Here is a 14,382-nt window from a genome sequence, read left to right as displayed (position 1 = left end):
TCACTGTTGCCTGACCCGCGAACCCCGCCAACCCCGCGAACCCCGCGAACAGTTGCGTTTCTCCCGAAACAAGGTGTTTCATACGCAAGAAAGGGGCCTTTTCGGGAGAAAGGGTGGTTTTCGAGGGGGTAGCCCCAGGCCCGCGCCCCAATTCGGCACCTGCTGAGGCGTACTGAGCACCGCTCCACCTCAAATGTGCGCTGGCTGTAGGAATCACGTGCGGCCGCAGGCCGCGCCCTCTGAGCTGGGAGGCGGCGCAGTATGCGCCACGTTTGCCTATCCTGGTGAATTTCATTTGGCTGTGGGCATGCAGCTTAGCGCCCCGCATTTCGCTGGCGCGTGACCATTAGCCCCTGGCAGCTTGGTGGGGTTTCCTTTTGAGACCGCAGCGATTGCAGTTGGGAACGGCAGTTGCCAGCACAAACCCCGCGAGATTGACCGTTTCTGCCGAGAAGAGTGGTTTCTACGCGTAGAAACTCGTGCTCTCGAGAGAACGGGTCGATCTCGCGGGGTTGCGCGGCCGCGAGGCTGGGCTGGTGAGTTGGCCGAGTGGGCCAGCTCAGCTCACTAGACCTGCGGGGTCAGAATCCCTGCGAAGAACTCCGCTACAAGCTCAGGCTTGTCGAGCGGGAGCACCGCCGAAACGTACTGGTCAGGTCGCACAATCACGACCGCACCATCACGCGAAATCTCGCGCAGGTCGAAGATGTCCGTGCCCTCGCCGGGGTGTGCCGCATAGATCTTCTCGTAGTCGGTGAGACCAAACGGGCCTGACGCGGGGAGGAAGAGCTTCGACACCTTCGAGATATCGACACTGTGGTGCTCCTGCTGGAAGACCGCCTTCACATCGAGCACCGAGTCAATGTCAGCGCCGGCGGGAGTGAACTTGCGCACGGGCGAGGCCTCGTCGTTCAACATCCACGATGCCCACTGCTCGAGCTGCTCGCCCGATGCATCAGCGAAGGCGTAGACGCGGAAGCGGCCGTCGGCACGGTGGTGGTGTCCGAGGTGAATGTCGACCGCGTCAGCAACACGAGTCGTCATGACCGACTTGAAACGCTTGCCGAGGGGGAAGCCGGCTGCGAGGTGCTGGTGATCCGCCGACCCAGTGGTCATCGGATGCTCGTACTGCGTCATGAAGCCCGCGGGGAACTCGGCGGTGCGCACGTAGAACTCCTCGACCTCCTTGGGCGAGCCAAACTCCTCGGGCTTCTTCGCCATGAGCGACGACCACTCGTGATCGAAGTCGATGAGGTTCTTCGCAGCGACCTGGCGCTCTTCCGAGTAGGTCTTGAGGAGCGACTCGGGGCTGAGGCCAGAGAGGACGTAACCGAGCTTCCATGCAAGGTTCCAGCCATCCTGCATCGAGACGTTCATGCCCTGGCCGGCCTTCGCGCTGTGCGTGTGGCAGGCATCACCCATGAGGAAGACGCGGCACTTGCCGTCAGGCGAAGTGGTCTCATCGTCGAAGCGGTCTGTGAGGCGGTGTGCGACCTCGTAGACGCTGTGCCATGCAACGTCACGCACATCGAGGCTGTACGGGTGCATGATCGAGTTGGCCTGCGCGATGATCTGCTCCAGGCTTGTCTCGCGCACCTTGCCGTGATCGTTTTCGTCGACCTCGCCGAGGTCAACGTAGATGCGGCAGAGGTGGTTGCCCTCACGCGGAATGTGCAGAATGCTGCCTGACTCCGAGTGGATGATGCTCTTCTTACGGATATCGGGGAAGTCGGTGACTGCAAGTACGTCCATGACGCCCCAGGCGTGCATGGAGGCGGAGCCCTGCAAGGATCCGCCGATTGAACGACGAACGCTCGAGCGCGCGCCGTCTGCGCCGATCACGTACTTGGCGCGCACGACGCGAGTCTCGCCGTCGTTCGCGTCAGCCGAGCGCTCAGCGTTGAGGCCAGCGCCGGAGTGGCCCGACACCTTACGGAGGGTCACCGCAACCGGGTATTCACCTTCGCCGACCTCGAGACCAACGAAGTCCCAGCCGTAGTCGACCTCGCCACGGGCGGGTGCCTGGCGGGCGAACTGGGCGAAGTAGTCGATAACGCGAGCCTGGTTCACGATGAGGTGCGGGAACTCGCTGATGCCAGCGGGATCGTCAGGGGTGACGCCCGTGCGGATGATGTTGGCGGGGTTCTCGGGGTCGGGGTTCCAGAACGAAGTCTCGGTGATCTGGTACGCCTCGTGGATAATCTCTTCGGCGAATCCGAACGCCTGGAAGGTCTCAACGCTGCGCGCCTGAATTCCGTCTGCCTGACCGAGCACGAGTCGGCCGTCGCGGCGCTCAACGATGCGAGTCACCACATTCGGGAATTCAGCGAGCTGAGCCGCTGCTGCGACGCCGGCGGGGCCGGAGCCAACGATGAGTACGTCGATCTCATCGGGCAGGTCTGTCGGGCGGTCGAGGCCAACGCCTGCTGCGGGGCGTACGCGCGGATCGGTCGACACATAACCGTGGTGGTGGAACTGCATTGTTTCTCCATTTCGTATCGCAAACAGCCTTCGTTTACGATATTGTTCGATTATCGAACAGCGATTCCGATAATCGCACACTCAGCATAAATCGCATTCTGAGATGACACAACTTTCCCGGCGAAGAATCGAGAATTCATGGCAACGGCGCCCGCACGCAGCACGTCACCCGACAGCACCCCCGCCCCGACTCAGTCAGAGGCTGCGGCGATGTCCCTCACCCTGCTGCGCGGCCTCGAAGCGCTCGAACTTCTCGCCGATGCGAAGGCCCCGCTCACCATCGCCGAGCTGTCGAAGGGCCTCGGCGTGCACCGCTCAAACGCGTATCGCATCTTGCGCACGCTGGAACACCGCCGATTCGTGGTGCGTGATGACGCTGGGCGGATCCGCCTCGGCCCAAAACTCACCGCCCTGTCGCGCGGTGTCGCCCCCGAACTGCACGCCGCCGCCCTGCCGGTCGTCACCGACGTCGCGTATACGCTCGGCATGACGGCCTTCCTCACGGTGCTCGACGCCGATGAGGTGGTCACTCTCGCAACGGTCGAGCCATCGAGTGTTGAAGTTTCAATTGCGCGCGACCCTGGCGTGCGGCACTCGGTCGATCGCGGCGCCCCTGGCCACGCGATCGAGAGCTCACTGTCAGCCCCAGAGCGGTTGGAGCTGCTGGGATCCGCCGATTTCAGTGACGCAGCGATCGACGCTCGCACAGCCGGGTACGCGGTAAGTCGCAATGAGGTTGTGAACGGAGTCTCGGGCCTCGCCGTCCCGCTGCGGATCGTTGGCGAACCCCCAGCAGCCCTCGCAATCGTGCACTTCACACTTCCAGAGTCTGTCGACGAAATCGTAGACACACTGCATAGCGCTGCAGCAAAAATCTCGCAGAACTACCGCTGATCAATAATTTGCCTCTACACTGAGTTCGTCCAGCTCGGCCAGGTGTATCCCGGCCCGGCCGGGTAAGGTGCGCGAAAAAGGGGCACTGCTGTCACGGCACTGATGCCGCAGACGAGACATACACGGAATCTCTTCGCTCGATTTTTTCGACCCTAAGGACCTGTGATGTCTTCACCTCTTCAGACGCTGACACCTACCCTCACGCAGACTCTCGCTCACGCGCTTGCCCAGCACGCTGATCGCAGCTTCGGCCTCATGGGCAACGGCAATGCGCACCTCATCGATCACCTCGGCAAGGTCGGCGTCCCATACACCGCGGTGCGCCACGAGGCGGCAACCGTTGCAGCAGCCGACGCCTACACCCGCGTGAGTGGCAAGATCGCAATCGCCACGACGACCTATGGCGCCGGATTCACCAACGCCCTCACCGCCCTCGCCGAAGCCGCGCAGGCCCACACCCCGATGCTCGTCGTCGTGGGAGATGAGCCGAGCTCCGGCCCACGCCCCTGGGACGTCAACCAGACCATGCACGCGACCGCTATCGGCGTGCGCACATTCACGCTCGGCCTCGCAGACGTCGCCCGCACGGTCGATGAGGCCGTCGCCTACGCGCTCCAGGCGCAGGTACCAGTGATCCTCGCGATTCCGTACGACCTGGTCGCAGCCCCCGCTGAGGCAACGGGCGCGGATCACCCAGCCGCAGGCACCGCGGCCGATGCAAGTCTGCCCGCCCTCGATCCCACCGCTGTGGCGCCGGTCGCATCGTCGCAGCTTGATGCCGCGGCGCTCGCGCTGTCGCAGGCCGCCCGCCCGGTCATCATCGCGGGCCGCGGTGCGCACCTCGCTGGCGTCGCACCCCAGCTCGACGCGATCGCCGATCATCTCGGCGCAATCACCTCCACGACGGCCCTCGCCCGCGGACTCTTCGCAGGCCAGGCCACCGACCTCGGCGTCACCGGCGGCTTCGGCCAGATCCAGGCGATGGAGGTCATCGAATCAGCCGACGTCGTACTCGTCGTTGGTGCCAGCCTCAACCAGTTCACCATGCGCTTCGGCGATCTGTTCGGCGCTGGCACGCGCGTGATCCGCGTTGATGCGGCGGATGTCCCTGCGCCCAAGACCAATTCCCCCATCGACTACGTCCTCCTGCAGGGCGACGCTCGCGACGTCATTGCCGAGCTCGGGGCGCGGATCGCGGCCACCCCACCTACCTCCGCGCCGTGGCGCGACACCGTCACTGGCCTCGAACCCGGCGGCGAGCGCCGCCATCGCAGCTCGGGCCTCGACGAGCACCCGTCAGGCGTGTGCGCTGATGGGCGACTCGATCCGCGCGCTGTCGCAACGCGCGTTGGCGAGCTACTTCCCGCGGATCGCCACGTCACCTCAGATGGTGGCCACTTCCTCGGCTGGGCGAACATGTATTGGCCTATCGCATCGCCCGAGCGCATGATCATGGTCGGCACCGCCTACCAGACCATCGGTCTCGGCTTCTCGACGGTCGCAGGCGTCTCAGCGGCAGCTCCCGAGAGCACGACCGTCCTCACGACGGGCGACGGCGGCGGCCTGATGGCGCTCGCTGATCTGGAGACCGCGATCCGCACCTCTGCCAGCCTCGTTGTTGTCGTGTGGAACGATGGCGCGTACGGCGCCGAGGTGCACCTGTACGGCGTGATGGGTCTCGACCAGGCGCCCATGCTCATCCCCGACGCGAACTTCGCCGGCATGGCTGCCGCGCTCGGCGCGACTGGCGTCGTGGTGTCGTCGTTGGCGGATCTCGACGCGCTCCGCGACTGGACCGAAGCTGGCGCGCGCGGCACGATCGTGCTCGACTGCCGCGTCTCGCAGTCGGTCGTCGCCGAGTATCAGCGCGAGATTCAGCGCGTGAACGGGCTCGACGTGGAGTAGTTCGCGTCTTGGCCTTTGTGGCACGAGTGCCGCGAATCCCCGCGAACCCGGCGAACCCCGCGAAAAGGGGCTTTTCTGTCGAGATCACCCGTTTCATGCGTATGAAACCCTGGTTTTCGAGAGAAAAGCCCCTTTTCGCGGGGTTTGCTCACGTGCGGGCTTGTTCTGGTCCGACCCCGACGAGCCTTGTCCCCACCTGTGTCACACCTAAAGGTGACCTTCCAAGGAACTGGGTGTAGTCTCTCGGCAAGGAAGGTGGGCTTGCCCCATCGCACTGCACAACAACGAGGTGAGTACAGATGCAGATCGCACAGTCGCGGCCAGCGTCGAACGAAGCTGCCCAGACCGCAACGCAGCGGCGAGCAGAGCAAGCAGCGCATCAGCCGTCATACGAGCTCCACCAGCAGCACGCCGACGCCACCAGCGGCATCGAGCAGTTCAATAGCCTCATCAGCTCCTCATTTGTACCTCTCAAGATCACCACCGAGCGAGACGAACCGTTCGTGGGCCGTACCTCTGCCGAGCACGCAGACGACGTCGTCTTCACCGAGGTCGTCGCACGCCCACACCTCGTGGAGCGGACCGCCGAAACCATCGCGGCCGGTGGGAGCGGGTATTACAAGGTCAGTCTCATGCTGTCTGGTTCGAGCATTCTCGTGCAGGATGGGCGCGAGACCGTCCTGCGTGCCGGTGATCTCTCCGTCTATGACACCTCGCGCCCATACTCGTTGCTGTTCGACCAAGATTTCCGGAACCTCATCATGATGTTCCCCAAAGATCGCCTCGAGCTTCCCATATCGTTCACCGAGCAGCTCACCGCTACGTCGCTGAACACCGAGAACCGTGGCCTTGCCCCGGTGGTCACCGCGTTCCTGTCTCAGTTCCCTACCCAGCTGTCTCCGCTTGACGAGCGCCTGCGCGCTAAGCTCGCGCACACGAGCCTCGATCTGATGAGCACGCTGTTCTCGAGCATCCTTGACGCTGACCCCGCGCAGCGCGATCCGCACCAGGTGATGCTCCAGAAAATCACGAGCTACATCGAGCTCCACCTCGGTTCTCCCACGCTGTCGCCTGGCTCGATCGCCGGTGCCCACTTCATTTCTACGCGCCACTTGCACGCACTGTTCAAGCAGTCGGGAACGACGGTGTCGACGTGGATCCGCGAGCGCCGTCTCGAGCGCTGCCGTACCGACCTGCTCGATCCGGTATTGGCGGATCGCACCGTCTCGGCAATCGCCAGCCGCTGGGGCTTCCCCGACGCAGCGCACTTCAGCCGGGTATTTAAGTCGGCATATGGGGTCGCGCCGAGCGAGTTCCGCCACCTGTAGCCTCGGCGGATCCGCCACACTCGCAGGTTGTTACCGTGCATCTGCGATCCGCCGTCGATATGCCAAATCAGGCCCCAAACAACATATTGATGGCCGATTGCATATCTCCGGCAAATGACCCCGCAATGTGCTAAGTTCTACGCGTGGAGAATTTAATTCTTCGTATAGCCTCCCAATGTTGGGAGCAGCCACGATCCTGGAGCCGCTGATGTCTCACCCCACCGCAGATTTGATCCTCACGAATGGCCGGGTTTACACCGCCAACACCGAGCAGCCGTGGGCAGAGGCCATCGCGATCACGGCGGGCCGGGTGCTGGCAGTCGGATCCGCCACAGAGATCGCCGGCTACGCAACCGGCCAGACCGAGGTTCGTGAGCTTGACGGTGCATTCGTCATGCCCGGCCTGGTCGACGTCCACAATCACCACTTCCTCGCGGGCAAGACCGACCTGTACGAGCTGGCGATTCCGGTGGGGGCAACGCTCGACGACATCATTGCGGCGGTGCGCGAGTATGCATCGAATTTGCCAGCCGACGCCTGGATCACCGGCGGGCCATGGGCGAGCGACCGACTCGACGCCGTCAACACCCGTGACGCGCTCGAACTACTTGATGAGGCAGCGGGCGGCCGCCCGGTCTCGCTCGCAGACGATTCGCTCCACAACCGCTGGGCGAACACCCGAGCCATGGAACTTGCCGACATCGACCCGGCCACGCCTGGCGTACTCCTTGAGAACAGCGAACCGACCGGCGTACTGCTCGAAGCCGCGGCATTGCCCGTGTCTCTCGCAGCCGAAGCGCAGGGTGCACTCACTGCCGCGCAGGAGCGCGAGGCATCGCGCCGCGGCATTGAGATTCTCAGTTCTTTCGGGGTGACCGCTTTCCAGGACGCTGGTGTATCAACTCACATTCTTGAGGCGCTTCGCTCCCTTGACGAAGGCGACGAGTTGAACGCATGGGTGGTGAGTTCGCTCCTTGTCAACGACGAGATCTTTGGTTACTCAGAGGTGGGCGATGACCTTGTGTTTACGGGCGAACAGTTCCGCACCAAGCACCATCGACCGGACTTTGTAAAGATCTTCCTCGATGGAGTGCCACCAACCCGTACTGCTTCGTTCCTGGAGCCATATCTCCCAGATGATACCCACGGCGATCATTTCCATGGCGAGACGCTGCTCTCACACGACGAGCTCGGTGATTGGTTACGACGTGTGGCTAAAGCTGGCCTTTCCGCAAAGATTCACTGTACCGGCGACGCATCGGTGCACGCCGTGTTGAACGTTGTCGAAGAGCTCCGCACGGAGGGCATTACCGAGCCCCAGTACCAAGTCGCACATGGCCAGTTCGTCCATCCCGACGATGTCCCTCGCTTCGCGAAACTCGGCGTAGCGGCCGATATCTCACCGTTCATCTGGGTTCCTGGCCCCATTGCTCAGGCCATTAGCGAGGTGCTCCCACACGAACGCGCCGGGCACATGCAGCCCAACCGGTCTTTGTTGAACGCTGGTGCGCTTGTTGCTGGCGGATCCGACTGGCCTGTATCCCCCTCGCCGAACGCGTGGGAAGGCATCCACGGCTTAGTCACCCGCGAGGATCCAACAGGCGCCTACTCCGGCACGCTCTGGCCTGAGCAGGCGATCACGCTGGACGAGGCGATCCGCGCATTCACGATCAACGGCGCGACCGCGATGGGACTGGACGCAGAGACCGGCTCGCTCGAGGTCGGCAAGTCGGCTGACTTCGTACTCCTCGACCGCGACCCGTTCGCGCAGCCCGAGCGTGAGCTCGTGCAGACCACAGTACGGGAGACGTGGTTTGCTGGGCGAAAGGTTTTTGCGGCGTAAGCTCAGTCGCTCAGTCGCTCCAGACACTCGAAGAGCTGGTGGATCACCAGAGAACTGATCTCGTGTGCGCCACCAGCTCTTCGCAGTGTTACAAGGTACGCTTTCTACCGCTCCCCCGCCAACAAGAACTTCGCGCCCTGCTCACCAATGAGCACCGAGGGTGCGTTGGTGTTGCCGGTTGAGACGCGAGGCATTACCGAGGCGTCGATGACGCGCAATCCGGTGACACCGCGCACCGAAAGGCGCGGCGTCACCACTGCGAGCTCGTCGATCCCCATCTTGCACGTGCCAACCTGGTGGTGGTAGGTCGCGACCGTCTGGCGTACGTATTCGACGAGGTCTTCGCCGTCGCCGATCTCGGGGCCGGGATAGATCTCCGTTGCACCCCAACCGCCGTCTACAACGCTTGCGGCGAGCGCGGGCTGGCGGCCGATTGAGCGGCACTGGCGTACCGAAGCGACGAGTGAAGCGACGTCGTCTTCGTGGCCGAGGGCGCCGAGATCGATGTTGATGGGATCGTCTGCACCGGGGCCAGAGAGCGTGATCTCGCCGCGGGCCGCTGGCGTGACGAGACCAGCCATGAGCGAGAAGGCGTTGTCGCCGCGGGGCTCAAGGTTTTCACCATACATGGGCACGGAGAAGTTGATGGGCTGAGTGTCGGGACGGTCGAGTTCGGGACGGCTCTTCCAGAAGAGGTGACTCTGTGTGACGGAGACGCCAGCTCGCGGTACATCGATGGGCTTCTCGGTGTCGAAGATGACCGGCGCGAGCAGGTGATCATGCAGGTTCTTGCCGACGCCGGGCAGGTCAACGCGCGGTTCGATGCCCACTGCACGCAGTTCTTCCGCCGGGCCGATGCCCGAGCGCAGTAGCACGCGCGGTGAGTCGATTGCACCTGCAGCCAGCACGACCTCATCCGCATACAGGTCGCGGATTTCTCCGTTCTGGGTGATCCGCACACCAATGACGCGCGGATCAGCACCGGCAGCCTTCCCTGCCACGTCAGCCGTATCCTCAGCAAACAGGAGCTCGTCGACGCGGCAGCCGGTTTCTACGGTGACCCGATCGCGCACGGGCTTGAGGTAGGCCATGTAGGTGTTCAGACGCTCGCTGTCGCGAATGGTGACCTGCTGCTTCGAGATTCCTTCGAGCGAGTCACCGTTGTAGTCGAGGTTGTGCGCAAGACCTTCTTCAATGCCCGCGTCGATGATCGACTGCTGAATGGGTGACAGCTCATAGTCATCGGTGACGTCGAGCAGGCCCTGGTCACCGTGCAGTTCGGATGCTCCGCCAGAGAAGTTCTCGATGTCGCGGTAAACAGGAAGCACGTCGTTCCACGCCCAACCGTCGTTGCCGAGCTCTGCCCAGTGGTCGAAGTCGAGGGGTGAGCAACGTACCCAGATCATGGCGTTGAGGGCGTGTGATCCGCCGAGAACTTTGCCGCGCGGCAGATGCATGCGGCGGCCGGCAGCTCCCGCCTGCGGGGTGGTGTAGTAGTCCCAGTCGTCTGCACTGTGCCAGAGTTCGCCAGCTCGGCTGAGGTCGTGGATCGCTGGATTCGTGTCTTCACCACCAGCTTCGAGCATGGTGACGGTGACGCCAGCATCGGCAAGACGGCGGGCAACGACCGATCCTGCAGATCCCGCGCCAACGACGATGACACTCTTCGGTGAGGTTTCGGTGGTCGACTGTTCCGGCATTGGTGAGTCCTCTCTATCGCGGCGACGGTGCTCGCGAGTCTCCTGGCAGGCTTTCACGCACGCCGGGCTGCTTGCGGCCGGAAGTTCAACCTCGGCACGGAAAGTCAACGACGCTTCCTGCGGCGACAAGCCTTCGCTGCGACCTGAAGCGTAGCCTGGTAGCAACTACAGGACTCAAAGTGGAGGCTCCAATGGAAACCTACGAGAAGCTGCTTGCAGCGATCACCCCGACCAGCGGTGAAACCCGCGAGGTATTCGACCCGGCGACCGACGCGAAGATCGGTGACGCACCGGTGCAGAGCATCGCGGATCTCGAAGCAGCAATCGATACCGCCGAAGCTGCGCAGCCCGCGTGGGCGGCGCTCAGCGATGCGGAGCGTTCGGCCTACCTGCACAAGGCAGCTGACGCGATCGAGGCTTCGGCTGAGGCGCTCGCTGAACTCCTGTCACGTGAGCAGGGCAAGCCACTCAACGGCCCGAACGCTCGGTTCGAGGTTGGCGGTTGCGTTGCGTGGACCCGCACTCCCGCTGATACTCCGCTTCCCGTCGAGGTACTCATTGATGACGAGTCGGGCTATGCAGAGATGCACTACCGCCCGATCGGTGTCGTCGGCGCAATCTCGCCGTGGAACTGGCCGCTCATGATTTCGATCTGGCAGATCGCGCCGTCGCTGCGCATAGGCAACACCGTCGTCATCAAGCCGGCAGATACGACCGCGCTTTCGGTGCTCGCACTTGTGAAGGTGATGAACCAGGTGCTGCCCGAGGGCGTGCTGAACATCGTTGCTGGCCCCGGCCGCACCGTCGGTGACGCGCTGACCCGCAGCCCGAAAATCGGCAAGATCATGTTCACCGGTTCGACCCCGGTCGGCAAGAACATCATCGAGGCTTCGGCTCCCAACGTCACCCGCCTCACGCTCGAGCTCGGCGGCAATGACGCTGGCATCGTGCTTCCCGACGTGGATCCGGCAGCCATTGCCGAGGATCTCTTCTGGGGCGCCTTCATCAACACCGGTCAGACCTGTGCAGCACTCAAGCGCCTGTACGTGCACGATGACGTCTACGACGCGGTCGTCGCCGAGCTCGTGAAGTTTGCCGCCGCGGTCCCGATGGGCGTTGGCCTTGAAGAGCAGAACGTGCTCGGTCCGCTGCAGAACCGCAAGCAGTTCGAGGTTGTTGATCGTCTTGTCGAGTCGGCGAAGGCTTCGGGCGCGACCGTCGCGCTCGGTGGCAACCCTGACCGTGAAGCACCGGGCAACTTCTACCCCACCACGATCATCACCGACATTGACCCCCAGCAGGAGCTCGTCCTCGAGGAACAGTTCGGTCCCGCACTTCCGGTGATCCGCTACTCCGATCTTGACGACGTCATCGCGCAGGCAAACGCGCTCGAGTTCGGTCTCGGTTCGTCGGTCTGGTCGAGCGATCGCGCGAAGGCCATTGCGGTCGCGTCGCGTCTGCAGGCTGGCACGACCTGGATCAACTCGCACGGCGGACTCCACCCTATGGTTCCCTTCGGCGGCGCGAAGCAGTCGGGCTACGGTCGTGAGTTCGGCGTCGAGGGCCTCAAGGCCGTCGCCGAGCCCCACGTCATCAGCGGCTAAGAATAAAGCAGGCCATTCTGGAAGAAACGGCGTACCTCGGTGCGAACTTCCACAACCAGTTCGGCCTCGTGCGCATCGACGGCCGCTGGCGCATCGTGAGCAAGGTGTTCACGACCGTCGCATAGGTCGGGAGCGCGGGCCCGATCCGTACCCGCACCCGCGTTGGTGGCGGATCGCACCGATCGCTCAGATGGGCGTCGTAGGGAATTCCTACGGCGCCCTTCGTGCGTTTCTGGGGCGTGGATCAGCTTCGCCCAAGAACCCTGCACGGATTGTCATACCCCGTGCACTGCCAGCACACGGATCGACTTTCCAGTTGGACAGTCCCGTATTTACACTCGTTGAGAAGAACGGGATTCGCGCGCTACATGGAGCGCATCGGCAGCGTTGCCAGCCCGTGAAGGAGATCAACGATGACCCTGCAAGACCAACAGCTTTCGCAAGCGACCGAGGCCGGTGACGAAGGCCTCAGCCGTCGCGTGCTCGGCGTGCCATCAATCACGCTCATGATCATCGCCGCATCTGCACCACTCACCGTGGTTGCTGGCGGCGTTACCACCTCGTTCGCAGTCACCGGTTCGCTCGGCGTCCCGCTTGGCTTCCTACTTATCGCAGCGATCCTCGCGCTGTTCACCGTCGGTTACACCGCAATGGGCCGCTTCGTGACCAACGCCGGTGCGTTCTACGCCTACGTTTCGCAGGGCCTGAGCCGTGCGCTCGGCGTCGGCGGCGCGTTCATCGCGCTCGTCTCGTACAACGCGATGCAGATCGGCATCTACGGCCTCTTCGGATTCCAGCTCTCGGTATTCCTCGAAGCCAAGTTTGGCTTCGCCTCACCGTGGTGGGTCTGGGTCGGCCTCTGCATTATTGTCGTTGCGATTCTCGGCGTGAACCGCGTTGATCTCAGCGCGAAGGTGCTCGGCGTTCTCGTCGCACTCGAGTTCGTTGCCGTCATCATCTTCGACATTGTGTCGTTCACGGTCGCGCCCGAGGGCGTCACCACCGCTGCACTGAATCCCGCAGCGCTCTTTGGTCCCGAGCTTGGCCTCATTCTTGTCTTCGGCGTCGCCGCATTCATGGGCTTCGAGTCGGGCGCGATCTACGGTGAGGAAGCCAAGGATCCCAAGCGCACCGTCCCCCGCGCCACCTATGCAGCGGTCGCCATCATCGGCCTCTTCTACGCGTTCAGCGCGTGGGCATTCTCGGTCGGCATCGGTCCGAGCGCCATCGTAGATTCGTCGCGCGAGTTCGGCCCTGACCTCATGTTCGTCTTCATGACCGACCACGTCGGAGTTCTCATCGCTGACATCATGACAATCCTGTTCATCACGAGCCTTTTCGCGGCGCTCCAGGCCTTCCACAACGCGGTCGCCCGATACCTGTACTCGCTCGGTCGCGAGGGTGTACTCCCCCAGAGTTTCGCTCGCACCACGAAGTCGGGCGCTCCCTGGGCTGGCTCGGTCACGCAGACCATCATCGCGGCAGTCGTCGTGGCTGGCTTTGCGCTCGCAGGCGACGCATTCGGCGGCGCAGAAGCGATGTTTGGCGACATGTCATTCCTCTTCCCCGTGCTCACAATGTTCACCTGGCTCACGAACACCGGCGCTGCCGGCCTCGTGCTCCTTATGGGTCTCGCGGCGTTTGCGGTGATTGGGTACTTCCGACGCATGCCGCACGGCAAGAGCGCATGGGTGCGGATCATTGCCCCCGCACTCTCGGGCATCTTGCTCGTGACGATGTTCATCATGATCCTCATGAACTTCCAGCTCATGCTTGATCAGGAACAGCCCGACCTCACCACCTTCCTGCTGCCAGGCATCATCGTGTTGGCACTCGTGATCGGCGTGATCTGGGCGAACGTGCTGCGCAAGCGCAAGCCGGAGCTGTACCAGCAGATCGGTCACGGCACCGAGCCAGGCGCGTACGGCACCGAGCTCATCGAGGTTGTGGGCGAGTAATGTCGACGACCACACTCCCGGCTGAGCAGGTCGCCTCTGCTCAGCCGGGCCGCGACGCCCTCCTTCGCGCGACGGTCACCGTCGTCGCGAAGGGTGGGTTGCGCGCCCTCACCTACCGCGCAATCGCGGCAGAGGCAGGCGTCTCGCACAGCCTCGTCAGGTACCACTTCGGCAGCCGAGACCAACTCATCGCGCTGGCACTCGACTACTCCATTGACCAGAGCCTCGAAGCCTCGAGCATGCGTCAGCCGTCTGCAAGCTATCGCGACTTCGCCGCCGGGCTCGAGACGCTCGCCCGCCGCCAAGAAGACATTCACGCGTTCCAGTACGAGCTCCTGCTCGAATCTCGCCGCCGCCCGGAACTGCGGCCACACGTCGACCGCTACTACGAGACCTACCGCGAGGCGATCTCAGCCCAACTCGCGCACCTCGGATTACACCAAGCCGGCCTCGCCGAAACGATCTGGTTCGCGCTTGACGGCATGGTCTTCCAACAGCTCGTGAATCCCGGCGAGATCGAACCAGCACTGCACTACCTGCGCCAGATCATCAAGTCTGCAGCGCAACTCGAGACATAACGCTCAGCTCGCACTGTTGCGACACCGTGCCCACGCACACCGCAGAACAGGGCCCCACAGTTTTCGCGGATCAGCAGTCCCGATCCGCGCC

General features: G+C 63.3%; 10 protein-coding genes. 8 read left to right on the top strand and 2 right to left on the bottom strand.

Annotated elements, in window-relative coordinates; translation table 11 throughout:
* Positions 1 to 567 precede the first annotated feature (567 nt).
* Positions 568 to 2,481, bottom strand: a complete 1,914-nt coding sequence (locus tag ICL81_RS01005; RefSeq protein ID WP_188033141.1) for an FAD-dependent monooxygenase — start codon at positions 2,479 to 2,481, stop codon at positions 568 to 570.
* A gap of 138 nt (positions 2,482 to 2,619) precedes the next feature.
* Between ICL81_RS01005 and ICL81_RS01000 the strand changes: the two genes are divergently transcribed.
* The 4 genes from ICL81_RS01000 (at position 2,620) to ICL81_RS00985 (ending at position 8,451) form a co-directional block, all read left to right on the top strand.
* Positions 2,620 to 3,375: an IclR family transcriptional regulator gene (locus tag ICL81_RS01000; RefSeq protein ID WP_188033140.1), complete on the top strand. Its 756-nt coding sequence runs from the start codon at positions 2,620 to 2,622 to the stop codon at positions 3,373 to 3,375.
* 165 nt (positions 3,376 to 3,540) lie between these two features.
* Positions 3,541 to 5,280: a thiamine pyrophosphate-binding protein gene (locus ICL81_RS00995; protein ID WP_188033139.1), complete on the top strand. Its 1,740-nt coding sequence runs from the start codon at positions 3,541 to 3,543 to the stop codon at positions 5,278 to 5,280.
* 299 nt (positions 5,281 to 5,579) lie between these two features.
* Entirely contained in the window at positions 5,580 to 6,608 is a 1,029-nt protein-coding gene (locus tag ICL81_RS00990) for a helix-turn-helix domain-containing protein (protein WP_188033138.1), read from the top strand.
* Between the two features lie 208 nt (positions 6,609 to 6,816).
* Positions 6,817 to 8,451, top strand: a complete 1,635-nt coding sequence (locus ICL81_RS00985; RefSeq protein ID WP_188033137.1) for an amidohydrolase — start codon at positions 6,817 to 6,819, stop codon at positions 8,449 to 8,451.
* 104 nt (positions 8,452 to 8,555) lie between these two features.
* On the opposite strand, the gene ICL81_RS00980 is transcribed toward ICL81_RS00985, so the two are convergent.
* The gene (locus tag ICL81_RS00980) at positions 8,556 to 10,151 is read right to left on the bottom strand and encodes a GMC family oxidoreductase (protein ID WP_188033136.1); all 1,596 of its coding nucleotides are present in this window, start codon (positions 10,149 to 10,151) and stop codon (positions 8,556 to 8,558) included.
* Positions 10,152 to 10,342: 191 nt separating this feature from the next.
* On the opposite strand from ICL81_RS00980, the gene ICL81_RS00975 reads away from it, so the two are divergent.
* From ICL81_RS00975 to ICL81_RS00960, 4 genes are all read left to right on the top strand, one after another.
* Positions 10,343 to 11,755 (top strand): aldehyde dehydrogenase family protein, encoded by a 1,413-nt coding sequence (locus ICL81_RS00975; RefSeq protein WP_188033135.1) that lies wholly within the window; start codon positions 10,343 to 10,345, stop codon positions 11,753 to 11,755.
* Positions 11,756 to 11,757: 2 nt separating this feature from the next.
* The gene (locus ICL81_RS00970) at positions 11,758 to 11,880 is read left to right on the top strand and encodes a nuclear transport factor 2 family protein (RefSeq protein WP_188033415.1); all 123 of its coding nucleotides are present in this window, start codon (positions 11,758 to 11,760) and stop codon (positions 11,878 to 11,880) included.
* 288 nt (positions 11,881 to 12,168) lie between these two features.
* Positions 12,169 to 13,713 (top strand): APC family permease, encoded by a 1,545-nt coding sequence (locus ICL81_RS00965; RefSeq protein WP_251381595.1) that lies wholly within the window; start codon positions 12,169 to 12,171, stop codon positions 13,711 to 13,713.
* The gene (locus ICL81_RS00960) at positions 13,713 to 14,291 is read left to right on the top strand and encodes a TetR/AcrR family transcriptional regulator (protein ID WP_188033134.1); all 579 of its coding nucleotides are present in this window, start codon (positions 13,713 to 13,715) and stop codon (positions 14,289 to 14,291) included. The genes ICL81_RS00965 and ICL81_RS00960 overlap by 1 nt, the downstream gene beginning before the upstream one ends.
* The last annotated feature ends 91 nt before the right edge of the window (positions 14,292 to 14,382 follow it).

The sequence above is a fragment of the Leucobacter sp. cx-328 genome (assembly GCF_014530035.1).
Classification (GTDB): domain Bacteria; phylum Actinomycetota; class Actinomycetes; order Actinomycetales; family Microbacteriaceae; genus Leucobacter.
This window is presented reverse-complemented; position numbering and strand designations above follow the sequence as displayed.